Consider the following 22,091-nt stretch of genomic DNA (forward strand, 5'->3'; position numbering starts at 1 on the left):
GTTCCAGCCGGTCCGGCACCACAACCGATCTCCCGTGCCGCGTGTCTAGCTGGCAGAGATCGACCGGATCGAAGCAGAACCGAAGAAGAACCGACGCGGAATCGAAGAGGAAAGGCCTGATCATGGGGGACATGCGCAGACGGGCAGCCGTCGCACTGGGGATCACCGGGATGGTGGTACCGCTGACCGTCGCACTGGGCGTGACGCCCGCGCAGGCGGCCAGTTGCACCACTTCGAGCGGCCCGTACCAGAAGAAGGTCGAGAAGTTCCTCGGCCGGCCGGTCGACGGCAAGCAGTCCGCCAACGACTGCAAGGCGATCAAGGCCTTCCAGACCAAGCACGGCATCACCCCGAACATCGGCTACGCCGGCTCCATCACCTGGGGCGTGATGGACCTGATGACCAAGCAGAAGGCCGTCGGGACGAACCCGAACAAAGACGGCAAATGCCCGGTCAACAAGGGCCGTATCGCCTGCGTGAACCTGACGCTCCAGCTCAGCTGGATCCAGGACGGCAAGAACCTCGTGTACGGACCGGTGCCGGTGCGCACGGGCCGCAACGGATACGAGACCCGTACCGGCCTGAAGAAGATCTACTGGCGGCACATCGACCACGTCTCGTCCATCTACGACGTGCCCATGCCCTACAGCCAGTTCTTCGACGGCGGCCAGGCCTTCCACTCGGTCGGCGTCAGCATGTGGAACCCGCCCGGCTCGCACGGCTGCGTCAACATGACGAAGACGACGGCCAAGAAGTACTGGTCGCTCCTGAAGAAGAACGACGACGTCTACGTGTACGGCCGCAAGCCGGGCACCTGACCGGCCCGGTCCGGCCGTTCCCGGGAACGGCCGGACCGTACAGAAACGTCACGCCTGAGGCGCGTCCCCGAAGTCCGGGATTTCCAGGCGGGCCCCGCCCTGCCGTGCCGACTCGTGGGCGATGATGCCCGGGAGGGTGTAGCGGGCGGCCACCCACGCGTTCACCGACGGCAGGGTGCGGGTGTTGACGGCGATCACGAAGTCGTCCACCAGGAAGTGGTGGCTGCCCTCGTGGCCGTTGTGCAGGTTCTCGAACTCCTTCGGCAGCCGCGACCGGTCGTGCACCGGGGCCGACCCCGAGGTGAAGGCGGCCCGCAGCTCCGGCGCGATGTGCTGCAGGGAGGGGTCGTCGGGGGACATGGTGGGCTTGGGCTCAAGGAGTTCGCTGATGTCCTTGACCCCCTTCTTGTCCTGCCAGAAGGCCACCGTGGCGAGCTGCTCCATGCTGGCGTCCGTCCCGAAGAACCGGAAACGCGACTCCCGGATGTGCGAGGGGTAGCCCACCCGCCGGAACTCGTTGGTGCGGAACGAGCCGCCGCCCGCGACCTCGAACAGCGCGGTGGCGTTCGAGAAGTCGTTGCCGAACTGGCTGATCTCCTCGTCGAAGACCCCGTCCCCTCGGTCGTCCCTGACGCCGATCGCGGACACGCTCACCGCGTGCGTCTGCCACGCCCCGAGGACCCCGCCCACCGAGTGCGTGGGGTAGAGCAGCGGGGGATAGCTGGCGGTCGCCTTCCAGTTCTCGCCGCCGCTGTACTGGTAGGCCTCGTAGAACCCGAGGTCCATGTCGTGCACGTAGTCGCCCTCGGCGTAGAAGAGCCGGCCGAAGGAGCCGTCCGCGATCTGGTTGCGGGCGTGGACGGTCGCCGGGTTGTACTGGCTGGTCTCACCCATCATGTAGGTGAGCCCGGTGGCCCGTACCGTGTCGATGATCGAGGCGATCTCCTCCTGCGTGATCGCCATCGGGACCGCCGAGTAGACGTGCTTGCCGGCGTTCAGGCCCTGGATCACCAGCGGGCCGTGGGTCCAGCGCTGGGTGAAGATCGCGACGGCGTCGACCGCCTCCGACTCCAGCATCGCCTGGTACGAGGGGAAGGTGCCCGCCAGCCCTTCGGCGGCGGCCAGTTGCTCGGCGCGCTCCGGCAGCAGATCGGTGACGTACACGTCGCCGACACCCGGGTGGGCAAGGAACAGCTTCGCGAACTGGCCGGAGAACTGGCCGGCGCCGACGATGCCGAGGGAGAACGTCATGGAGTGTGTGCCTTTCACTGTCCGGGTCTGTGTCCGGGTCACTGGCCGAGGATGAAGTTGATCTGGTCGTTGGTCTTGGTCAGGCCCTTCACCGGGGCGTTGTTGGCGAAGACGTCCTGCATCGCCGGACGCATCAGGGCGTACACGTCCGCCGCGTAGTCGGTGACGGGGAACGAGAAGGTGGTGAAGTCCTTCTTGTCCGCGACCGGCCCGGTGAAGGCGGACACGTCGATGTCCTTCTTCTTGTACGCGGCCACGGCCGCCTCGGTGCCGCCCGGGGTCGCGGGGAAGACGATGCCGTAGCCGCCGACGGCCCGCTGGCACTCGTCGGAGGACAGGTACCGCACCCACTTCTTCGCGCCCGCCATGTTGTGGGCGTTCTTGGTGATGGAGTCGGCGAGGCCGTTCATCATGGTGGCGCGCTTGCCGGTCGGACCGGCCGGGGTGACGGCCGTACCGACGTCGAGCCCCTTGGTGCCGTAGTACGTGGAGATCATCCAGGCGCCGTCGAAGGCGGTCGCCGCCCTGCCGGAGGCGACCTGGGCGTTGGCCGGGTTGGCGCCGTCGGTGTAGTCGGTGAACGGGGCGAGGTAGCCCTTCTTCGCGAGGCCGAAGTACCAGTCGACCACCTTCTGGAAGGTCTTGCTGTCGTACTGGTACTCGGTGCCCCAGCGCGCCTTGTCCGTGTACTTCCAGCCCGCCGAGGCGGCGAACGGGCTCCAGGTGGTCTGCCCGTCGCTGTCGCCGGCGCCGCCGGTGGCGAGTCCGTACACCTCGACGTTGTTCCTGTCGAAGCCCTCCTCGTCGCCGCGCTTGCCGTTCTTGTCGACGGTCAGGTGCGCGATGGCCTTCTCGAAGGTGCCGCCGTCCTCCGGGTTCCAGGAGAGGTCGCCCATCTCCCGGGCGGCCAGCCCGGCCTTCTCGGTCAGCTTCTTGTTGTAGAAGAGGGCGACGGTGTCCCAGTCCTTCGGGGCGCCGTAGCGGTGACCGTTCCGGCCGGTCCAGTTGGCGGCGAGCCCCGGCTGGTAGGCGGACTCGTCGATGCCCAGGTCGTCCAGCGGTTCGAGCACGTTCAGGTCGGCGAACTGCCCGAATTTCTGGATGTGGTCGGTGAACACGTCGGGCTCGGTGCCCGCGATGAAGCTCGCGGTGAGCTTGGTCCAGTAGTCGGCCCAGCCCATCTGTGTGATCTTCACGTCCAGGCCCGGGTTCTGCTTCTCGAAGTCCTTGGCGCAGGCCTGGTAGGCGGGCAGCTGGTTGGAGTCCCAGAGCCAGTACGTGACCGTGTTCGCGCCTGCCCCGGCGGCTCCGCCCTGCGCGCAGCCCGTCACCAGGGACAGCGCCAGCGCCCCGGTCAGTGCCACGGCCGTCCGCGTACGAATTCGCATGCCCGTCCCCTTACTTGATGCCGGTGAAGCTGATGGTGCTGACGATGCGGCGCGCGAAGAAGCCGAAGAGCACGAGCATCGGGAGGGCGGCGATGAGCGTCGCCGCCATCAGACCGGACCAGTCGTAGCCGGTCTGCGGTGTCTGCGCCCGGAAGATGGCCAGGGCCACGGTGAGCACGCGCGAGCTGTCGCTGTAGGAGACCATCAGCGGCCAGAAGTAGTCGTTCCAGGAGGTGATGTACGTCAGTACGCCCAGGGTGAGGATGGGCGAGGACGCCATCGGCAGCATGACGCGGAAGAAGATCCGGATCTTCCCGGCCCCGTCGAGCAGGGCCGCCTCCTCGACCTCCCGGGGCACGTTCATGAAGAACTGGCGCATGAAGAACACCGCGAACGGGGTCATGAACATCGTCGGCAGGGAGATGCCCAGCAGGCTGTCCACCAGGCCGAGTTGCTTGATGAGGACGAAGTTCGGCAGCAGCGTGAAGATGGTGGGCACCATCAGCCCGGCCAGGAACAGCCCGAACACCTTGTCCCGGCCGCGCCACCGCAGCCGGGCGAAGGCGTACGCGGCCATGGCGGAGAAGAGGATCTGGCAGACGGTGATCAGGGTGGACACGATCACCGAGTTGAGCAGATAGCGCCAGAACTTCAGCCCGCCGCCCGAACCGCCCTGGGCGATCGCCTCCTCGGTGGACTGCAGGCCCAGCGCCCGCTCGAAACCACCGGTCGTCGGGTCCACGGGCAGCACGTCACCGGGGTGGGCCGCGAGCGCCGTGTTCGAGGACAGCGCGGTGCGCAGGATCCAGTAGAACGGCAGCAGGGTGATGAGGACCATCGCGGCCATCACCGTCCAGGCCAGGACCTTCCCGGGAGAGAGCTTTCGGCGCTCCGGCCGTACCTTCGTCGTCGTTGCCGTCACGGCGGTCATGTCGGTCGCTCCCTTCGTCAGCCGAGGTCGGTCTGACCGGCTCGGGTGAGCCGGTACTGGAGGATGGTGATCGCGCTGAGCACGGCCAGGAGTGCCACGGACATCGCCGAGGCGTAGCCGAACTGGAAGCGGCCGAACGCCGAGCCGTAGATGTAGAACTGGAGCACGTTGGTGGCGTTCGCGGGACCGCCGTTCGTCGTCACCGCCACCGTGTCGAAGACCTGGAACGAGCCGATCACCGTCATGATCAGCACCACCGCCAGCACCGGCCGCAGCAGCGGCATGGTGATGCGCCAGAACATCCGCCACTCGCTCGCGCCGTCGACCTTCGCGGCCTCGTACATGTCGTTCGGGATGGCCTGGAGTCCGGCGAAGAGCAGCAGCGCGGTGTAGCCGACGTGCCGCCACACGTTGATCAGCGCGATCGTCGGGATCGCCCATGTCTCGTCCGCCAGGAACGGGATGCGGTCGAAGCCCAGGCCCGCGATGATCTCGTTGCCGATGCCGAGCTGGGTGTCGAGCATCCACAGCCAGACGATGCCCGCGACGACGTTCGACATCAGGTACGGCGTGAGCACGACCCCTCGCAGCACCGCGGACTGGGTGAGGCGCTGCAGGAGGACGGCGATGGCCAGCGCGGAGACCGTCTGGATGCCGATGTTGATGAACACGTACTCGACGGTGACCTTCAGCGAGTCCCAGAAGATGGGGTCGTTGACCATGCGCCGGTAGTTGTCGAGGCCGACCCACTCGGCCGGGGTCAGCAGATTGAAGCGGGTGAAGCTCAGATAGATGCCGCGCAGGGTCGGCCAGAGCAGGAAGACCAGGAAACCCAGCATGGCCGGCGCGATGAACAGTGCCGCCAGGGCCCCGTCACCGCCGCCGTCGCGTTCTCGCTTCCTGCCGCTCCTCGGCTTCGGAGCTGTCCCCTCGACGTCGCGCGGTGACAGACGCGACGGTGGGCTGCTTGAGGCGACGGTCATCGGGAGACTCCCTCGTCTGCGGCTCGTCCTCGGGCCTTACTTACTTTTGGGCCGAAAGAATCCGGCCGTCAAGAGGTCTGCGCATAACTTTTTCTTCCTGGATCGGATGGGCTTACGTGGCCTGGGATGGCATGATTACTTCTGCACCGAAAGAAACGACGAGGGGGTCGGTCATGACCGCACGCGCCGCCAGCTGGCTGCCGCTCAGTCCCGGTGAGCGCTCCGTGGCGATCGAGGTCCTCACCCGCGGCCCCCTGTCGCGCAGCGACATCGCCCGCAGGCTCGACCTGTCCGCGGGCAGCCTGACCCGGCTCACCAAGCCGCTCATCGAGTCGGGACTGCTGGTCGAGGTCCCCGAGGGCAGCGCGCTCCCCGACGCCGGGGTGCGCCAGGGCCGGCCCTCCCAGCCCCTCGACATCGTCGCCGAGTCCCGCACCTTCATCGGCTTCAAGATCACCGAGGACATGGTCTACGGGGTCGTCACGACCCTCAGGAGCGATATCGTCGCCCGCCACGACCTGCCCCTGTCCGGCCACGATCCGCAGCACGTCGTGGAGGTGCTGCGGGCGGTCACGGAGGAGTTCGCCCGGCACTTCCCGGGCCTCGCCGGGATCGGCATCGGACTGGGCGGGCGCGCCTCGGACCGCTCGGTCGTCGACGAGTCGGCCTTCCTCGGCTGGCACGACGTCCCCCTGGCACGCCTCCTGGAGGAGCGCACCGGCCTGCCCGTGGTCGTCGAGAACGACGTGAACGCGCTCGTCGAGGCCGAGAGCTGGTTCGGCGCCGGCCGCGGCCTCGACCGGTTCGCGGTCCTCACCATCGGCGCGGGCCTCGGCTACGGCCTGGTCAGCGGCGGCAAGCGGGTGGTGACCGCCGAGGACGGACGAGGGGTCGGCCGCTTCTGGATGGTGAACCCGAACGGCCCGCTCACACCCGAGGGCGAGCGCGGCAGCGCCATCTCCCTGCTGACCATCCCCAGCATCCGCTACCAGGTCCGGGCCGCCACCGGCCGCGACGTCTCGTACGACGAGGTCCTCGCGCTGGCCGCCGAGGGCGAACCCATGGCCGCCCGGATCGTCGACGAGGCGGCGCGCGCCCTGGGCACCCTCGTCGCGCAGATCGCCAACTTCGCCATGCCCGAGAAGATCCTCCTCGCCGGTGAGGGCGTGGGTCTGGTCGACGTGGCAGGTCCGGTGGTCGAGCAGGCGGTCCTGGCCAACCGGCATCCGCAGGCAGACCCGGTCAACCTGGAGACCAAGGTGTCCGACTTCCACGACTGGGCGCGCGGCGGCGCCGTACTGGCCATCCAGACGCTGGTCCTGGGCTCCGACTCCAACTCCGGGCCCGGCTCCGGCCCTGGCTCCGGTTCCGTCTGACGGTCCGCCCGACACCGCCGTGCCATACGGGGTCTTGACGCCGTGGCCCTTGTCACAGCCGCCGGAAGGCGGTAAGGATCACAGTCTCCACTCACATGGTCTTCACGCAGAGCCCCGTATGATTCACGCTATGTCCACCACTCACCGTCGTGCGCCGGGAGCCACGCAAAGATCAGCCGCCGAGGTCAACGAAGAGATCCGGGCCCTGTGGCTCCGGGCCGGCGGAACACTGAGCGGTGAGCAGCGGCGGGACTACCAACGACTGGTCCTGGAGTGGGCGGCAGCCGCCCCCCGGCCCGACGCGCACGCCGACTCCTCGCAGGCGGCCTGACCGCCCGGTCCGCCTCCGAGCCCTGTCGACGACCCCGCTGCTCCGCCCGCCCCTTCACCGTTCGGCCCGCACCGCTCAGCCCTTCATCGCCCCCTGCAGCAGTCCCGCGAGGAAGCTGCGCTGGAAGACGACGAAGAGGATCAGGATCGGCAGCATCACGATGATCGTCCCCGCCGCCAGTGTGGGGATGTCCGTACTGTTCTGACCGACGAAGAACCCGAGACCCGCGGGCGCGGTGTGCTTCGTGGTGTCCTGGATGAGGACCAGCACCAGCAGGAACTGGTTCCACGACCACATGAAGACGAGCAGCCCGAGCGTCATCAGGGACGGCCGGGCCAGCGGCAGCAGGATCCGTACCAGGATCGTCGCCGACGAGGCACCGTCCATCCGCGCCGCCTCCACCAGGGACATGGGCGTCGACAGGAAGTGCGTACGCATCCAGAACACGCTGAACGGCATGAACAGCGCGATCTCCACCAGGATCACGCCCAGGTACGAGTTGGTCAGCCCGAGGTTGCGCAGGTCGAAGTAGAGGGGCACCACGATCAGTTCGACCGGGATCGTGAGGCCGGCGATGAAGAACGCCGCCATCGCGTTGCCCCCGGGGAGCTTCATCGTGCCCAGCGCGTACCCCGCCGGCGCGGAGAGGACCAGACAGGCGGGCACGACGCCGACCGCGATGATCAGACTGTGCCGGATCAGATGAGAGAACCCGGCCACCGACCACGCCGTCTCGTAGTTGTCCCAGCTCCACCGCTCCGGCCAGGTCAGACCCACCACCGGCGTGCCCGCGGGCTGGAGCGAGGCGAGGAAGACACTGAGGAACGGGATCACGACGACGATCGCCATGACGGTCAGCAGCGCATAGCCGGACCAGCGTTCCGAGCGCGCGACGGTGTTCATGTCCGATCCCTCGACAGTCGGTTGATGAGGTAGACGATCGCGAGTATCAGGACGCCCAGCACGACGGCCAGGGCGGCGGCGAGCCCCACCTTGCCCTCGGAGAACGCCAGCCGGTACACGAGGAGGCCGGGGACCGTGGTCTGCTCGCCGGGACCACCGTTCGTCGTCACGTACACGATGTCGAAGCTGGCCAGCGCGGCCACCGTCGTCACGGTCATGGCGACGGCCAGTTCACCGCGCAGATGCGGCAGCGTCACGGACATGAACTCCCGGACCGGGCCCGCCCCGTCGATCCGGGCGGCCTCGTACAGGCTGGGGTCCACCTTCTGCACACCGCTGAGGAAGAGCATCATGCACAGCCCGCTCAGCACCCAGGTGCCGACGAGCCCCACGGCGATCAGCGCGAAGCCGAAGTCGCCGAGCCATGCCCGCGCCACACTGTCGAGGCCCACCGCGCGCAGCGCCTGGTTGACCACGCCGTCGTCCCCGTACAGCCACCGCCAGGTCACACCGACCGCGACGAGCGGCACGACCTGCGGCAGCATGAACAGGAAGCGGTACGCGCCCATGCCGGGCCGCCGGTAACGGGCCAGCAGGCCCGCCGACAGCAGCCCGAGCACGATCGGCACGAAGGAGAAGAACACCACCAGCACCAGGGCGTTGAACACCGAGCGGCGCAGGATCGAGTCCTGGAAGATCTCCGCGTAGTTGCCGAGCCCGACCCATTCGCCGAGCGTGACCCCGTCCCACTCGAACAGCGACAGGTACGCCGTGTGCAGGGCGGGCAGCACCGCGAAGGCGACGTAGACGGCGAACGCGGGCAGCACGTACACGTACCCGCGCCACCGCCTGCGCGCCTCCCGGTTCCGGACGGGCGGCCTACTCCCCATGATGGTCCTCCCACTCGTCCTGAAGAGAGTCGAGGTAGTCGGCCGGCTTCACGCGGTCCGCGATGAGTTTCTGGACGCCGGAGCGCAGCCGGTCGAGCATCGCGGGCGCGGCGAAGTCGGGGAACGTCGTGATGCCGTCGTCGGCGACGGCCCGCCGGTGCCCCTCCGCGATGTCCGCGAGCACGCCCGTCGGCTTCTTCACGGCGTCGGGGTTGGGCGGCATGAAGCCGTTGTCGCTGATGATCTGGCCCGCCTCGGGAGAGGTCAGGAAGTCGAGGAACGCGCCTGCCGCCTCGGGGTGTTCGGTCTTGGCCGACACGGCGTAGGAGACGCTGAACCCCGAGGCCACCGTGGGGGAGCCGGCCTGTTCGCCGGGCATCGGGAAGAACCCGACGTTGTCGCCCATGACGGTGGCGAGCTGCCCGGCCGCCCAGTTGCCGTTGATCAGGAAGACGCTGTCGCCCTTGGCGAACTGGGCGGTCGAGTCGACCTGCGCGGTGCCGTTCGCGGACTCGTTGTAGTACCCCTTGCGGCCCCAGTCGATCACGAGTTCGCTGGCCTCGACCGCGGCCGGGTTCTCTATCGTGGCGCCCTTCTTGCCGTTGACCCAGTCCCAGTACTCGTCCGTCGGCATCAGCTGATTGAGCAGGGCGGCCCACAGATGCAGTCCGCCGGAGTCGAGCGCACCGACCCCGAGCGGGGTGAGGTCCGCGTCCTCGGCCGCGGCGAGCTGCTGCGCGAACTCGTCCAGCGTCTTCGGTGGAGCGTCCATCCCGGCCTTCTCGGCGAGTTCCTTGTTGTAGTAGATGCCGGTCATGGACAGGCCCGCCGGGACCCCGAACAGGGCCCGCCCGCCGGTGGCCTCACTGGTCTGCCCCGCCGTGAGCTGGTCGAGACTGACCGGCGGAATGGCCTTGTCCCAGCCGTACGCCTCCCGGTAGGGCGCCAGATCGAGGATGTGGCCGTCCGCCGCGAGGTCCGTCATGCCGACCGCGTACTGCGCGATGTCGGGAGCGGTGTCGGAGGTCATGGTCAGCTTCAGGTTCTGCACGTAGTCCGAGAACGTCTTGTACTGCGGCTCCACGTCGATGTCGGGGTGGTCCTTCTCGAACGCGGCGATCAGCGCGTCGACCATCAACGGCGCGTCGGCGAACTGGAGATGCAACGTGACGTCCCCGGCCGGCACGGCGGTCGACGACGGCACGCTGGTGGGTCCCGGCACCGCCGTCGCGCTGCCCGGGGTGAGCGCGTCGCACGCCGCGAGCGGGAGCACGAGGACGGCGGCGCAGACCGTCGCGGCGATGCGGCGGCGCACCCGGTGTGTGCTGTCCATCATCGGCCTCCTTGCGTGGCCTCGTCGGTCGGATCGGTACGTCAGTCTCTCGGGCAGCGGTCCTTGTACCGCTCCAGCAGCTCCTCGTTGCGCCGCAGGGCGTCGCCGTCCGTGTTCTGGCTGACGATCAACGGCGGTGCCTGCCCGTGGCGTTCGACGAGCAGTTGGGCCGCCCTGCAGGTCAGCGCGTTGACGAGAGCCGCCCCCAGCACGGTCGACAGGGCGCCCACGGCCAGGTCGCCCAGGGGCACCACCGTGTCCCCGGGGCTGCCGTGGGTGTCGATGACGATGTCGGCGACGTCGAGCAGCCGCTGTCCGCCGGTGTGTCGCGACGCGGCGGCCAGGGAGTGCGCCCGGCTGGTGACGGCGACGACTGTCGCCCCCAACTCCCTTGCGCCCAGGGCGAATTCGACGGGCACGGCGTTGATCCCCGAGTTGGAGATCACGATCACCACTTCACCCGACCTGATGTCGGCCGTACGGAGGACGGCCGCCGCGTAGCCGCTGACGCGTTCGGCCGCGCCGGCGTGGCGCGGGGCGGCGGGGGAGAGCGCCGGGTCGGCGATGACGTTGACCGGCGCGAGTCCGCCGGCGCGCTGCAGCGGTTCGACGGCGACGAGTTGCGAGTGGCCGCTGCCGAAGTAGTGGACGACTCCTCCGGCCGCGATGCTGTCCGCGACGGCCCGGGCGGCACGCTCGATCGCGGGCCGCTCGGCGGTGGCCATCGCGGTGAGGTTCTCCTGAAGAGCGGCGAAGTAGACGAGATCGGCGTTCATCGTGTCGAGGCCACCTGAGGTGTCGAACGGAGCCGCTGATGTGGCTGTGGACCGTACCAGAGGGGTATGGGGATGCCCAGCCCTGCGACCGATCCGCCTTCGTTCCGGTCGACTTGCTTGACCACCCCGAGTGGCGCGGCTAGCTTCGAGAGTTCTGTGGTACGTACCACGACTCACAGGAGTGGTCCGGACGATGACACCTCCCGAGGAAGCGGGCGCGGGAACCCCGGCCGCCCGGCAGCTGCTGAGGCGCCTCCTGGGCGACCGGGCCGCGGAGTTCACCGCCGAAGTGGTCCCCGGAGGCGGCGGACCCGACTGGTACGAGGTCGACGCCGGGCCCGGGGGAGTGGCCCTGCGCGGGTCCAGCGGGGTCGCGGTCGCCGCGGCGCTGCGCTGGTACCTGCGGACCGTGTGCGGGACGCAGATCACCTGGGACGCCCCCGTGCCCCGGCTGCCCGACCGGCTGCCGCGCACCGGCACGACACCCCGCACGACCTCCCCCCATCCGCACCGCTACCACTTCAACGTCTGCACCTTCGGCTACACCACCGCGTACTGGGACTGGGCGCGCTGGGAGCGCCACATCGACTGGATGGCCCTGCACGGCGTGACCACCCCGCTCGCGATGACCGGCCTGGAAGCCGCCTGGCAACGCGCCCTCATGACCACCGGCCTCGACGACCCGACCGCGCGGAGCTTCCTCGGCGGACCGGCCTACCTGCCGTGGAACTGGCTCGCCTCGCTCGACGGCTGGTCCGGCCCGCTCCCGCAGAGCTGGATCGACGGACATATCGACCTCGGCCGCCGCATCCTCGGCCGGGAACGCGCCCTGGGCATGCGGCCGGTCCTCCAGGGCTTCTCGGGGCACGTCCCGCAGGAGCTGATCGCGAGCCGGGGCGCCCGGTCGACGACCCTGCCCTGGTGGGACTTCGAGGTCGGCATGCTGGACCCGCGTGACCCGCTCTTCGAGGAGTTCGGCACCACCCTGCTGACCGAGCAGAACCGGCTGTTCGGCACCGACCACCTCTACGCCGCCGACCCGTTCATCGAGACGACCCCACCGGTGACCGACCCCGCCGGTCTCGCCCAGGTCGCGCGCGCGGTGCACGGCGTGATGACCGCCGTGGACGAGCGGGCCACCTGGGTGCTCCAGGCCTGGCCCTTCTCCTACCGCGCCCGCTACTGGACACCGGAGCGCACCCGCGCCTTCCTCGACGCCATCCCCGACGACGGAATGCTCATCCTCGACCTGTGGGCGGAACACCGGCCGGTCTGGCAGCGCACCGACGGCTACCGCAAGAAGCCCTGGGTGTGGTGCATGCTCCACAGCCTCGGCGGCCGGCCCGGGCTCTACGGAAAACTGGACGAGATCGCCACAGGACCCGCCCGCGCGCACGCCGACGCACGCGGCGGCTCCCTGTCCGGGATCGGCGCGAGCATGGAGGCCTTCGGCGCCGACCCGGTCCTGTACGAGCTACTGGCCGACGTCGCCTGGCAGGGCGCCGTCGACGACGTACAGGCATGGCTCGGGACGTGGACGCGGGCCCGGTACGGGCGGACGACTCCCGGGCTGCTGCGGGCCTGGGACCTGCTGCACGACAGCGTGTACGCGTCCGACGGGCCCGGACCGCCCGGCTCGGTGATCATCGGCCGGCCCACGCTGGAAGGCGACCTGCGGCACGAGCTGCCCGTGCACCTGGCCGACCCGCCGTCGCCCCACGTCCCACCGGCCCTGGCCGAGGCATGGGTGCTCCTGGCCGACGAGGCCGGCCAGGAGGACAGTGCGGGACCGCTCGGCCGGGACCTTTGCGACGTCACCGCGCAGGTGCTCACCCACGCGGCGTGCGAGCGGCAGTGGCGGGCGGCGGACGCGGCCTTCGCCCGGGACGCCGAAGGCTTCCACCGGGCCGCCCGCGCACTGCTCGCCACCATCGAGGACCTGGACACGCTGCTGGCCACCCGCCCCGAGCACCGGCTGGACGGCTGGTTGGCCGACGCCCGCGCCTGGGCCACCACCCCGGCCGAGGCCGACCTGTACGAGACCGACGCACGCCGCCTGCTCACCCTCTGGGGCCACAGCCGCAGCAAGCTGCACGACTACTCGGGCCGCCACTGGGCCGGCCTGGTCGGCACGTTCCACCTGCCCCGCTGGCGCAGCTGGTACGAGCACATCGCGCGGGCGCTGGAGACCGGAAACCCTTACCGGGCCGAGGAGTTCGAGGCGTCGTTGCTCGCCCAGGAGGAGCGGTGGGTGGCCGGCCGGAGCGGGCCGACGACACCGGAAGCGGACACCGCCGGAACGACCCTTGACGTGGTGCGTACTCTGATGCCCCGCTACCGCGTCCTCGGAGGAGGCGGAGATGGCGGACAGGTGCGAACCGCGGAGTGAATGTGACGGTCGAGGACAGGCGCTCAGACGACGGCCCGGCGACGGACTCCCTCAGGACGGACTCCGTCGAAGCGGACTCCGGCGAAACGGATTCCTTTGAGGCGGACTCCGGCGGAACGGATTCCTTTGAGGCGGACTCCTTCAAGCACGAGGCGCTGCGGCGGCGGCTCCAGGCCGACATCGCCCGGATGCGCCCCGACGAGGCGCTGCCCACCGAACGGCGGCTCGCCGAGCGGTACGACGTCAGCCGGGCGACCGCCCGGCGCGCGCTCCAGGCCCTCCGCGAGGACGGCCTCATCCGCAGTGTGCGGGGCGTGGGCACGTTCGTCTCCCACCCCCATGTCACCAAGACGTCGACGCTCACCTCGTTCTCCGAGGACCTGCGCTCGCGCGGCTACCGGCCCAGCGCCGAACTCCTCGCCGCGGAGCTGGTGGAGGCCGACCTGCACCACTCCACGGCCCTGGGCGTCGACCCCGGCACCACCCTCCACCGCATCGAACGCCTGCGCCTCGGTGACGGCTTCCCCATCTGCCTGGAGACCGTCTACCTCTCCGCCGAACGCTTCCCCGACCTGGACGAGTCACTGCTGACGGGCTCACTCTCGGAAGCCCTGCAGAACACCCAGGGCGTCCGCGTCGTCCGGGCCACCCAGCAGATCCGCGCGGTCAACGTCACCGGCCGCCAGGCCCGGCTGCTCGGCGTCAAGGAGGGCTCCGCCGCCCTGCTGGTCCGCCGTACCGCGTTCGACGGGACGGGCCACGTCGTCGAGTACGGCGAATCCCTGTGCCGGGGCGACCTGTACGAGTTCTCGCTGGTGGTGACCAAGTAGAGCCCGCGCCTGCGGTGTGACGCGGTGCGCTCTCCCGGTCCGCCCCCCCGGGTCCGCCCCCGGTCCGCTCTGCCGTCGGCGAATCTGCTGAGGGCCGAGATTCCTTCCGTGCCGCCGACGGCGGACCGAGGGTGGAGGCACCGCGGCTCACCGGGCCGCGCCACCACCAGGAGGAGCGATGGCACTCAGCAGCACCGGATTCCACCCAGGGCCGCGAGCCGAGGAGGGGGACACCCCTCCGTCGCGGTTCGACGACCACCTCGCCGCCCAACTCCTCAACCAGCGCATCATCTTCCTCGGCACCCAGGTCGACGAGGTCTCCGCCAACCGGATCTGCGCGCAGTTGCTCCTGCTCTCCGCCGAGGACCCACGCACCGACATCGGCCTCTACGTCAACAGCCCCGGCGGCTCCGTCCACGCGGGCCTCGCGATCTACGACACCATGCGGCTCATCCCCAACGACGTGGCGACCCTGGCCATGGGATTCGCCGCGAGCATGGGCCAGTTCCTGCTCACCGTGGGCACCCCCGGCAAGCGCTACTCGCTCCCGAACGCGCGGATCATGATGCACCAGCCCTCCGCGGGCATCGGCGGCACCACCGCCGACATCGCCATCCAGGCCGAGAACCTCCAGTTCACCAAGGAGACCATCGAGCGCATCACCGCCGAACACACCGGCCAGAGCGCGGAGACGATCTCCCGCGACGGTGACCGCGACCGCTGGTTCACGGCCGAACAGGCCAGGGAGTACGGCATGGTCGACCGGGTCGTGGAGTCGCTCGACGACGTCCGACCGGCCTCCTCGAAGCGACGGATGGGACTTTGACATGGACCGGTACACGACGCGCATGAGTTCCTACACCATCCCGAACGTCGTCGAGCGCACCCCGCAGGGCGAGCGCGCGTACGACGTCTACAGCAAGCTGCTCTCCGAGCGGATCATCTTCCTCGGCACCGAGATCGACGACGGCGTGGCCAACGTCGTCATCGCGCAGTTGCTCCACCTGGAGTCGGCGGCCCCCGAGCAGGAGATCGCCATCTACCTCAACTCACCCGGTGGCTCGTTCACTTCGCTGATGGCGATCTACGACACGATGAGCTTCGTCGGCGCGCCCGTCTCGACGTTCTGCGTCGGCCAGGCCGCCTCGACCGCGGCGGTGCTCCTGGCGGGCGGGGACCCCGGCCGGCGCTTCATCCTGGAGCACGCGCGGGTGCTGCTCGGGCAGCCCGCGAGCGGCGGCGCGCGGGGCACCGTCTCCGACCTGGGCCTCCAGGCCAAGGAGATGATCCGGATCCGCTCCCAGGTCGAAGAGGTCCTGTCCCTGCACACCCACCACCCCGTCGAGACCCTGCGTGCCGACATGGACCGCGACAAGGTCTTCACCGCGCAGGAGGCGGTGGCGTACGGACTCGCCGACGAGGTGCTGAGCCGGCGCCGGTCCGCGGTCGCTGTCTGAGAGCCGTCCGTACTCCGACGAGCCGGGAGCCCGCCCCCGGGCGGCGCGGCGCGCGTCAGGCGGCGAGCCGGACCTCGCCGTACCGGGAGGTGGCCTCCGTGCGCCGGGGCGCCGTACGCGACCTGAGGGGGCGGGGCCGCTCCTGGCGCACGAGACGGCGGTGCGACAGGGCGAGCAGATCGGCCAGGCCGAGCCCGAGCGCGTGCGCGGCGGCCGCGAGGACCTCGGACGAGGCCTCCTTGCGGCCGCGCTCCAGCTCGGAGAGGTACGGCATCGAGATACGGGCCGCCTCGGCGACCTCCTTGAGCGTCCGCTCCTGCGCGAGCCGCTCCCGCCGCAGGACCTCACCCACGACGTCCCGCCACAGGGGCTCCCTGGGCGCCGGTTCGGCCGGTTCCGAAGGTGCCGCCGACTCGGCCGGGACGGGTCGCAGGGGAATGACGCGGGCTCGGTTCGACGCGTGGCTGCTCACGCCTCCACCCTAGGAAGTCCGGCCCGTTTCGGGGACCCCGCCGCGTTCTGCCCTCGGCGAATCACCGGTACCGGCCCCAGCGCGGATGAGGTTCGTCAGTGCAGATGTGGCTCGTCCCGGTGCACCGGACCGTGCGCGGCCTCGCAGTGCGTGTCGTCGGTGGGGCCGCCGCCGGTGCGGACGTCCAGGACGTTCTCGGGGGCGTGGTCGACCTGGAGGGTGGTGTGGCTGACGTCGTAGTCGCACTGCAGGATCTTCTCCAGGTCCCGGCGCACGGTGTGGCAGTCCGCGACCGGTTCGACCAGGACGTGCGCGGACAGCGCGGGCGTCCCCGACGTGATCGTCCACACGTGCAGGTCGTGCACCTCGGCGACCGAGGAGTGCGCGGCCAGCCGGTCCCCGATGGCGTCCGGGTCGAGATGCGCGGGCGCCGCCTCCAGGAAGATCCGCCCCGACTCCCGTACGAGCGCGTAGCCCGCCTTGAACATCAGGGCCACCACGACCAGCGTGGCGATGGCGTCGGCGCGGGCGAAGCCCGTCAGCAGGACCACGAGGCCGGCGATCGCGGTGCCGATGAACGCGAACAGGTCGTTGAGGATGTGCTGGTAGGCACCCTCCACGTTGAGCGAGGTGCGGTTGGCCTTCGAGATGCACCAGGCCGCCGCCACGTTCACCGCGATGCCCGCGAGCGCCGTGTAGAACATCAGCCCGCCCTCGACCGCGGGCGGATCGAACAGCCGCCGCACCGCCTCGTACGCCAGCCAGGCCCCGAGCAGCAGCAGCGTCAGTCCGTTCGCCTGGGCGGAGAGGATCTCGGCCCGCTTCAGGCCGTACGTGAATCCGCCGCGGGCCGGACGCTCGGCGAGCCGCATCGCGATCAGGGCCAGCACGATGGACACGGCGTCGGTGAGCATGTGCGCGGCGTCGGAGATGAGCGCGAGGGACTGGGCGACTACACCGATGACGACCTCGACCGCCATGAACGTCGCGATCAGTGTCAGCGCGATCGCGAGCCAGCGGCGGTCCGCGTCCGCGGTGACACCGTGCGAGTGCCCCGCGTGCCCGCCCGACCCGTGCTCGTGGCCGTGGTGCGCGCTCATGAGAGTCCCCCTCGTTGCGGTGTCCGACGGCTGTCCGACACCCGCAGTGAAGCGCACCTCGCGGAGATCGGCAAAGGCTGCATCGGTGACCGTTGTCATCATCGTTAGTACGCCGCTGAACTGCGGTGATGTGAAACGGGTGGAGGTGGGTGGGGGACGGCCGGGCGGCCCGGGTCAGGCGCCGAAGAGCTGTGTCCAGTACGTGCCCGCCGAGCCGCCGCCCGCGAAACCGACGCCCAGGTGGGTGAAGGCGGGCTTGAGGATGTTGGCGCGATGGCCGGGGCTGTCCATCCAGCCCCGTACGACCTCGGCGGGGGAGCGCTGGCCGCAGGCGATGTTCTCGCCGATGGTGCGGCGGGTGCTGCCCGCGGCGGCGGCCCGGTCCCAGGGCTCGCTGCCGTCGGGGGCCGTGTGGGAGTAGAACGCGCGCGCCACCATGTCCGCACTGTGCGCCTGCGCCGCCCGGGTGAGCAGGGGGTCCTCGGCCAGCGGGGGCAGACCCGCCGCGGCCCGCTCGGCGTTGGTGAGCGCGAGGACCTCGGCTGCGGTCCGCGCCAGCCCGCCGGGGGTCAGGGGAGCGGCCCACAGCGCCGTCCAGTAGAGCGTGCCGGACCGGTTCTCGGGCACGCAGGCCACACCGGCCTCGGTGAACGCCGGGTCCTGGACCGTCCGCCGGGTCCGCTCGCCCGAGAGGCAGTACTCCACGAACTCCGCCGCGTCCCGCGGCCCGGAGACGAGATGCTCGCCGACCGTCAGATACGCGTAGCCCGCGGCGGTCACGCGCTGGTGCACGGACAGCCCGTCGGCCCCCTCCGACCCGAGACGGCCGCGCGCCGCCATGTCCGCGGCGTGCGCCCGCGCCGCGGCGGTCAGCCGCCCGTCGAGGACGACGGCCCGGGAGCCGACGGCGGCGCGGGCGGAGTTCACCAGCGGGAGGAAGCCGTCCGCGAGGGGCCCGGCCCCGGTGGCCCCGGAACCGGCGCCGACCTCCGTCCCCGGGCCCGTGCCGGCGTCGGTGTCCTCGGCCACCTCCACACCGAAGTCCCGTGCGATCCCGGCCAGCCCGTCGGCGTAGCCCTGGCCCAGGGCGCGCAGCTTCCAGGCGGTTCCGCGGCGGTAGATCTCCGCGAGCAGCAGCACGGTCTCCCGCTGCGGACGCGACGGCGTGAAACGGGCGAGGAGTCGGCCGCCCGAGCCGGTCACCTGCAAGGTCGGGGCGCGCAGTCGTCCGAGCGGGGTGCCGGGCTCGGCGGGACTGACGACCACGGTGACGCGGCTGGCCCCCGCCCGCAGCGCGGCCGGATCGACCGTGAGGGTCTGCCCGCTCAGCCGCGCGCCGGGGGCGGCCGGCTGGTTGTAGAACACGAAGTCGCCGTCCCCGCGCACCTTGCCGCTGTCGTCGGTGACGAGCGCCGACACGTCGAACGGGCCGGGCACCCCGAGGGTCAGGGCGCCGCCGGGCAGGGGCAGATTGCCGCCGGGTACCAACTCGTCCATCGTGCCGCCCGTCCAGGTGCCGGATCACTGTGCGCGCCCCGTGGGGCGTCGACAGGACAACGCCCCACGGGTGCGCGCGGGTTCCTGACACCTGGTACCGGGGATCCGGCACCAGGTGTCAGTCACCGATGTGTCGGTTGGCGGTCAGTCGAGGGCGACCCCGGGAGCGATGTCCTCGTACCGCTCCACGGGCGCCTGGCTGCGGGCCGTGGCGGTCTTGACCGGCTTGCCGCAGAAGGCGGACTCCAGGGTGCGGGCCATGGTGTTGAGCACGGTCCCGTTGTTGGAGGTGTTGGCGAGCGCCGTGACGGTGCGCGCGCCGTCCTTCGACGTGAACGCGTACGTGTAGTAGCCCTGCACGGTGCCCGTGTGGCCGTACACCGAGACCCCGCACGACAGGTCGCGCCGGCGCAGCCCCAGTCCGTACCCCTGGGTGCTGTTGACCGGCGTCCACTGCTGTATCTGTGCGAGCTGTGCGGCCGAGGTCAGCCTGCCGCGCAGCAGGGCCGAGAAGAAGGTGTCCAGGTCCCGGGTGCTGGAGATGACCGCGCCCGCGCTCTGTGCCCACGACACCGTCTGCTCGGTCGAGTCGACGAGCGTCCCGTCGGCCACGTCGGGCGGCAGGTAGCCCTTGGTGTGCCGGCCGGCGATCGCCGTGCTCGGGTGCACGTACGAGGTGTCCTTCAGGCCGAGCGGCTTGATGATGCGGCTCTTGTACGCGGACCGCACGGACTTCCCGGTGAGCTTCTCGATGAGCATGCCCCCCACCACGAAGTTGGTGTTGGAGTACGAGTAGGCGGCGCCCGGCGCGTTGCCGAGGGGCTGCTTCAGGGACAGGTCCACCAGCTCCTGGTAGCTGAAAACCTTGTTGCGTACGGCCTCGAAGCCCGGGACCGTGTCGGCGAACATGTCGTTGGTGTAGTCGTACAGACCGCTGCGGTGGCTCAGCACATGGCGCACCGTGATGCCGTCGTCGGGCAGCAGGCCCGGCAGGTAGGTGTTGACCGAGGTGTCCAGGTCGAGCACGCCCTCGTCGACCAGCTGCAGCAGGACCACGGCCGTGAAGCTCTTGGTGACGCTGCCGACGCGGAAGCGGTCGGCGTTGTCGAGGGCCCGTCCGGTGGTCCGGTCCGCGACGCCCTCGGCGACCTTGTGGACCGTGCCGTTGTCGTCGATCCGCGCCATGGCACCGGGCGCCCCCTGCGTCAGCGCCGTCCGCAGCACCTCGCGCAGCCCCTCCACGTCGGGCGCCGCGAGGTTCTCGGCCGTCGCCCGGCTGCCGTTCACGGCACGGTCACCGGTGTCGGCGGGTGCCGCGGTCGCGTCGTGCGCCGGCACCGCCAGCACGGACAGCAGGACCGCTCCCAGTGCCGCCGTGCCTCTCGCCTTACCCCGGCCCATCATTCTTGAGACCATCTGTGTGGTTCTCCCCGTAGTCGTCCGCGATGCGGAACACGTGCAGGCGGCACCGCGGATCACGGTGCCGTCATCATCTCTACGCGCAGGACTCACCTGCGGGTTGCATCGGCGGGAGTGAATTTCCGCCGGTCAGTGTGAAGCTCTTGCCAGCAGCCCGGACAGCAGGACTTCGAGCGACTCGCGCAGGGCCGTGGTGAAGTCGATGCGCAGGACGGCCAGTTCGGGTTCGGACTCGTAGACCGCGAGCACGGCGGGTGACGGATGCGCGTGCGGCCAGGCCGCCGTGGTCACCATGAGCGCCCCGGCGATGAACCGTACGGCGTCCCGCTCGTCCAGTTCGGGTACGTGCAGGCGGACCCGGTGCGCCAGGGCGAACGCGTGGCCGATGGAGGAGCGTTTGTGCTCGGCGGCCACCTGCGTCGACACGTTCCGCTCCAGGACCGCGGCCTGGGCGCTGATCAGGTCGCACAGCACCGGGCGCGCGGCGAGGGACTCCGCGAGGGTCGCCGCGAGCTGGTCCGCCCGCTCGGCGACGGGGGCGTGAGCGTCGACGGCCTCGGGGAGCGCGGTGGCGAGGTGGTCGAGCAGCTCCTGCGTGGCGGTGGCGAGCAGTTCCAGCAGGACCGCCTCACGGGACTCGAAGTAGCGCAGCACGTTCGACTTGGCGAGTCCCACCCGGCGGCTCAGCTCGTTCAGGCTCACCTGCGCCACCGGCATCTCACCGAGCATCGCGGCCGTGGTGTCGAGGATCGCCCTGCGGCGAACGGCGCGCTGCTCCTCGCTGCGGGCGCGCTGGAAGGTGTCTGCCATGGCCGCAGTCTACCGATCGGCGATCTGTCCGCGCCGGACAGCAGACCCCTGGTCTGTTGTTATCAGACTGTCGGTCTGCTAGCTTCAATTGCATCAGACCGCCGGTCTCCTAATCCCGGGAGTGCCGCACACACAAGGAGTCCCTGTGCCCACGTCATACGTCGTCCCTGATCGGACGGGAACGTCCGCCGTCGTCACCGGCGCCAACAGCGGCACGGGCAAGGAGGCCGCACGGCGTCTCGCGGCGGCCGGAGCGCGCGTGGTGCTCGCCGTACGCACCGTCGCCAAGGGGGAACAGGCCCGCGCCGAGATCCTCGCCCGGCATCCGCACGCACAGCTGGAGGTGCGGCGCGTCGACCTCGCCGACCTGGCCTCCGTCGAGGCGTTCGCCGACGGCATCCTCGCCGACGGCGCCCCGCTCGACCTGCTGGCGAACAACGCGGGAGTGATGGCCCCGCCCACCCGGCTGACCACCGCCGACGGCTTCGAGCTCCAGATGGGCAGCAACTACCTCGGCCCGTTCGCCCTCACCCTGCGCCTGCTGCCCGCCCTGCTCGCCGCACCGGCGCCCCGCGTGACCACCATGAGCAGCGGGATGGCGAACTTCGGCCGCATCGACTTCGACGACCTCCAGTGGGAGCGCCGCCGCTACAACCCCAACCGGTCGTACGCCCAGTCCAAACTCGCCGACCTGATGATGGCCGGGCACCTGGCCGGCATCGCCGCCGAGCGCGGCTGGAACCTCCTCAGCACCGCCGCCCACCCCGGCTACACCGTGACCAACCTCCAGACGGCGGGCGCCGCGCTCGGCCGCGACAAGCCTGAGCGCACCCTGATGCTCCGGCTCGGCCTCCTCCTGCCCAAGCAGCAGGTCGAGGAGGGCACCGAACCGCTCCTGTACGCGGCCACCAGCCCCGACGCGACGGCCGGCGGCTACTACGGACCCGGCCGCAGGTTCGGCCTGGTCGGCCCGACCGCCACCACCCGGGTCACCCGCCGCGCCCTCGACACCGGCACCAACCGCAGGCTGTGGGCCGAGTCCGAGCGGCTGACCGGCGTGGCCCTGCCCGCGACCGTCGCCTGAACGGCCCCGCCGCACGGGGGCGGCGTCCGGCGCGGCGCCGGACGGGTGCCAGA

At 70.4% G+C, this 22,091-nt stretch carries 21 protein-coding genes; 8 read left to right on the forward strand and 13 right to left on the reverse strand.

Translation table 11 applies throughout. The features are described from left to right. Positions 1–122: 122 nt before the first annotated feature. Positions 123–818, forward strand: coding sequence for a L,D-transpeptidase family protein (locus ACZ60E_RS34690; protein WP_469445656.1), 696 nt, complete (start codon positions 123–125; stop codon positions 816–818). A gap of 48 nt (positions 819–866) precedes the next feature. Here ACZ60E_RS34690 and ACZ60E_RS34695 read toward each other — a convergent pair whose 3' ends face one another. The 4 genes from ACZ60E_RS34695 to ACZ60E_RS34710 are packed head-to-tail and all read right to left on the reverse strand — an operon-like array spanning position 867 to position 5,371. Further along, positions 867–2,069 (reverse strand): Gfo/Idh/MocA family protein, encoded by a 1,203-nt coding sequence (locus ACZ60E_RS34695; RefSeq protein ID WP_469445657.1) that lies wholly within the window; start codon positions 2,067–2,069, stop codon positions 867–869. Positions 2,070–2,107: 38 nt separating this feature from the next. Then, on the reverse strand, positions 2,108–3,457 hold the full coding sequence (locus ACZ60E_RS34700) for an ABC transporter substrate-binding protein (protein ID WP_469445658.1): 1,350 nt from the start codon (positions 3,455–3,457) through the stop codon (positions 2,108–2,110). Between the two features lie 10 nt (positions 3,458–3,467). After that, entirely contained in the window at positions 3,468–4,388 is a 921-nt protein-coding gene (locus ACZ60E_RS34705; RefSeq protein ID WP_384813717.1) for a carbohydrate ABC transporter permease, read from the reverse strand. A 17-nt stretch (positions 4,389–4,405) separates the two neighbouring features. Then, positions 4,406–5,371, reverse strand: coding sequence for a carbohydrate ABC transporter permease (locus ACZ60E_RS34710; protein ID WP_469445659.1), 966 nt, complete (start codon positions 5,369–5,371; stop codon positions 4,406–4,408). Between the two features lie 173 nt (positions 5,372–5,544). On the opposite strand from ACZ60E_RS34710, the gene ACZ60E_RS34715 reads away from it, so the two are divergent. Both ACZ60E_RS34715 and ACZ60E_RS34720 read left to right on the forward strand, forming a co-directional pair. Then, entirely contained in the window at positions 5,545–6,747 is a 1,203-nt protein-coding gene (locus ACZ60E_RS34715; RefSeq protein ID WP_384813722.1) for an ROK family transcriptional regulator, read from the forward strand. 118 nt (positions 6,748–6,865) lie between these two features. Further along, entirely contained in the window at positions 6,866–7,078 is a 213-nt protein-coding gene (locus ACZ60E_RS34720; RefSeq protein ID WP_384813725.1) for a hypothetical protein, read from the forward strand. 75 nt (positions 7,079–7,153) lie between these two features. Here ACZ60E_RS34720 and ACZ60E_RS34725 read toward each other — a convergent pair whose 3' ends face one another. Genes ACZ60E_RS34725 through ACZ60E_RS34740 form a run of 4 tightly spaced genes read right to left on the reverse strand, consistent with a single transcriptional unit; the run spans position 7,154 to position 10,980 of the window. Beyond that, on the reverse strand, positions 7,154–7,981 hold the full coding sequence (locus ACZ60E_RS34725; RefSeq protein WP_469445661.1) for a carbohydrate ABC transporter permease: 828 nt from the start codon (positions 7,979–7,981) through the stop codon (positions 7,154–7,156). Further along, the gene (locus ACZ60E_RS34730; protein ID WP_469445662.1) at positions 7,978–8,871 is read right to left on the reverse strand and encodes a carbohydrate ABC transporter permease; all 894 of its coding nucleotides are present in this window, start codon (positions 8,869–8,871) and stop codon (positions 7,978–7,980) included. Before ACZ60E_RS34730 ends, ACZ60E_RS34725 begins: the two co-directional genes overlap by 4 nt. Beyond that, the gene (locus ACZ60E_RS34735) at positions 8,861–10,204 is read right to left on the reverse strand and encodes an ABC transporter substrate-binding protein (RefSeq protein WP_469445664.1); all 1,344 of its coding nucleotides are present in this window, start codon (positions 10,202–10,204) and stop codon (positions 8,861–8,863) included. The genes ACZ60E_RS34730 and ACZ60E_RS34735 overlap by 11 nt, the downstream gene beginning before the upstream one ends. Before the next feature lie 41 nt (positions 10,205–10,245). Further along, a complete protein-coding gene (locus ACZ60E_RS34740; protein WP_469445665.1) occupies positions 10,246–10,980 on the reverse strand; it encodes a sugar isomerase domain-containing protein in 735 nt (244 codons plus the stop codon). Between the two features lie 193 nt (positions 10,981–11,173). On the opposite strand from ACZ60E_RS34740, the gene ACZ60E_RS34745 reads away from it, so the two are divergent. The 4 genes from ACZ60E_RS34745 to ACZ60E_RS34760 all read left to right on the forward strand — a co-directional run bounded on the left by ACZ60E_RS34745 (position 11,174) and on the right by ACZ60E_RS34760 (position 15,656). After that, complete coding sequence (locus ACZ60E_RS34745) at positions 11,174–13,369, forward strand: alpha-N-acetylglucosaminidase (RefSeq protein ID WP_469445667.1); 2,196 nt, start codon at positions 11,174–11,176, stop codon at positions 13,367–13,369. Positions 13,370–13,371: 2 nt separating this feature from the next. Further along, the gene (locus tag ACZ60E_RS34750) at positions 13,372–14,199 is read left to right on the forward strand and encodes a GntR family transcriptional regulator (protein ID WP_469445668.1); all 828 of its coding nucleotides are present in this window, start codon (positions 13,372–13,374) and stop codon (positions 14,197–14,199) included. 178 nt (positions 14,200–14,377) lie between these two features. Continuing rightward, positions 14,378–15,025: an ATP-dependent Clp protease proteolytic subunit gene (locus tag ACZ60E_RS34755; protein ID WP_384813741.1), complete on the forward strand. Its 648-nt coding sequence runs from the start codon at positions 14,378–14,380 to the stop codon at positions 15,023–15,025. 22 nt (positions 15,026–15,047) lie between these two features. After that, positions 15,048–15,656, forward strand: a complete 609-nt coding sequence (locus ACZ60E_RS34760; protein ID WP_469445670.1) for a ClpP family protease — start codon at positions 15,048–15,050, stop codon at positions 15,654–15,656. Positions 15,657–15,711: 55 nt separating this feature from the next. Here ACZ60E_RS34760 and ACZ60E_RS34765 read toward each other — a convergent pair whose 3' ends face one another. The 5 genes from ACZ60E_RS34765 to ACZ60E_RS34785 form a co-directional block, all read right to left on the reverse strand. Continuing rightward, positions 15,712–16,128, reverse strand: coding sequence for a helix-turn-helix domain-containing protein (locus ACZ60E_RS34765; protein ID WP_384813744.1), 417 nt, complete (start codon positions 16,126–16,128; stop codon positions 15,712–15,714). 95 nt (positions 16,129–16,223) lie between these two features. After that, complete coding sequence (locus ACZ60E_RS34770; protein ID WP_384813746.1) at positions 16,224–17,228, reverse strand: cation diffusion facilitator family transporter; 1,005 nt, start codon at positions 17,226–17,228, stop codon at positions 16,224–16,226. 174 nt (positions 17,229–17,402) lie between these two features. Next, positions 17,403–18,725, reverse strand: a complete 1,323-nt coding sequence (locus tag ACZ60E_RS34775; protein WP_469445673.1) for a CAP domain-containing protein — start codon at positions 18,723–18,725, stop codon at positions 17,403–17,405. A 144-nt stretch (positions 18,726–18,869) separates the two neighbouring features. Then, the gene (locus tag ACZ60E_RS34780) at positions 18,870–20,141 is read right to left on the reverse strand and encodes a serine hydrolase domain-containing protein (RefSeq protein ID WP_469445674.1); all 1,272 of its coding nucleotides are present in this window, start codon (positions 20,139–20,141) and stop codon (positions 18,870–18,872) included. Positions 20,142–20,273: 132 nt separating this feature from the next. Further along, positions 20,274–20,954: a TetR/AcrR family transcriptional regulator gene (locus tag ACZ60E_RS34785; RefSeq protein WP_384813755.1), complete on the reverse strand. Its 681-nt coding sequence runs from the start codon at positions 20,952–20,954 to the stop codon at positions 20,274–20,276. Positions 20,955–21,099: 145 nt separating this feature from the next. On the opposite strand from ACZ60E_RS34785, the gene ACZ60E_RS34790 reads away from it, so the two are divergent. After that, positions 21,100–22,038, forward strand: a complete 939-nt coding sequence (locus tag ACZ60E_RS34790; protein ID WP_469445676.1) for an SDR family oxidoreductase — start codon at positions 21,100–21,102, stop codon at positions 22,036–22,038. The last annotated feature ends 53 nt before the right edge of the window (positions 22,039–22,091 follow it).

Source organism: Streptomyces sp. NPDC102514 (genome assembly GCF_055584525.1).

Excerpts from the sequence above, each read along its gene's own strand:
- ACZ60E_RS34690 (WP_469445656.1), top strand. The coding sequence starts at position 123 with ATGGGGGACATGCGCAGACGGGCAGCCGTCGCACTGGGGATCACCGGG.
- ACZ60E_RS34725 (WP_469445661.1), bottom strand. The coding sequence starts at position 7,981 with ATGAACACCGTCGCGCGCTCGGAACGCTGGTCCGGCTATGCGCTGCTG.
- ACZ60E_RS34710 (WP_469445659.1), bottom strand. The coding sequence starts at position 5,371 with ATGACCGTCGCCTCAAGCAGCCCACCGTCGCGTCTGTCACCGCGCGAC.
- ACZ60E_RS34705 (WP_384813717.1), bottom strand. The coding sequence starts at position 4,388 with ATGACCGCCGTGACGGCAACGACGACGAAGGTACGGCCGGAGCGCCGA.
- ACZ60E_RS34715 (WP_384813722.1), top strand. The coding sequence starts at position 5,545 with ATGACCGCACGCGCCGCCAGCTGGCTGCCGCTCAGTCCCGGTGAGCGC.
- ACZ60E_RS34730 (WP_469445662.1), bottom strand. The coding sequence starts at position 8,871 with ATGGGGAGTAGGCCGCCCGTCCGGAACCGGGAGGCGCGCAGGCGGTGG.
- ACZ60E_RS34745 (WP_469445667.1), top strand. The coding sequence starts at position 11,174 with ATGACACCTCCCGAGGAAGCGGGCGCGGGAACCCCGGCCGCCCGGCAG.
- ACZ60E_RS34720 (WP_384813725.1), top strand. The coding sequence starts at position 6,866 with ATGATTCACGCTATGTCCACCACTCACCGTCGTGCGCCGGGAGCCACG.
- ACZ60E_RS34700 (WP_469445658.1), bottom strand. The coding sequence starts at position 3,457 with ATGCGAATTCGTACGCGGACGGCCGTGGCACTGACCGGGGCGCTGGCG.
- ACZ60E_RS34695 (WP_469445657.1), bottom strand. The coding sequence starts at position 2,069 with ATGACGTTCTCCCTCGGCATCGTCGGCGCCGGCCAGTTCTCCGGCCAG.
- ACZ60E_RS34760 (WP_469445670.1), top strand. The coding sequence starts at position 15,048 with ATGAGTTCCTACACCATCCCGAACGTCGTCGAGCGCACCCCGCAGGGC.
- ACZ60E_RS34780 (WP_469445674.1), bottom strand. The coding sequence starts at position 20,141 with ATGGTCTCAAGAATGATGGGCCGGGGTAAGGCGAGAGGCACGGCGGCA.
- ACZ60E_RS34735 (WP_469445664.1), bottom strand. The coding sequence starts at position 10,204 with ATGGACAGCACACACCGGGTGCGCCGCCGCATCGCCGCGACGGTCTGC.
- ACZ60E_RS34785 (WP_384813755.1), bottom strand. The coding sequence starts at position 20,954 with ATGGCAGACACCTTCCAGCGCGCCCGCAGCGAGGAGCAGCGCGCCGTT.
- ACZ60E_RS34740 (WP_469445665.1), bottom strand. The coding sequence starts at position 10,980 with ATGAACGCCGATCTCGTCTACTTCGCCGCTCTTCAGGAGAACCTCACC.
- ACZ60E_RS34755 (WP_384813741.1), top strand. The coding sequence starts at position 14,378 with ATGGCACTCAGCAGCACCGGATTCCACCCAGGGCCGCGAGCCGAGGAG.
- ACZ60E_RS34770 (WP_384813746.1), bottom strand. The coding sequence starts at position 17,228 with ATGAGCGCGCACCACGGCCACGAGCACGGGTCGGGCGGGCACGCGGGG.
- ACZ60E_RS34775 (WP_469445673.1), bottom strand. The coding sequence starts at position 18,725 with ATGGACGAGTTGGTACCCGGCGGCAATCTGCCCCTGCCCGGCGGCGCC.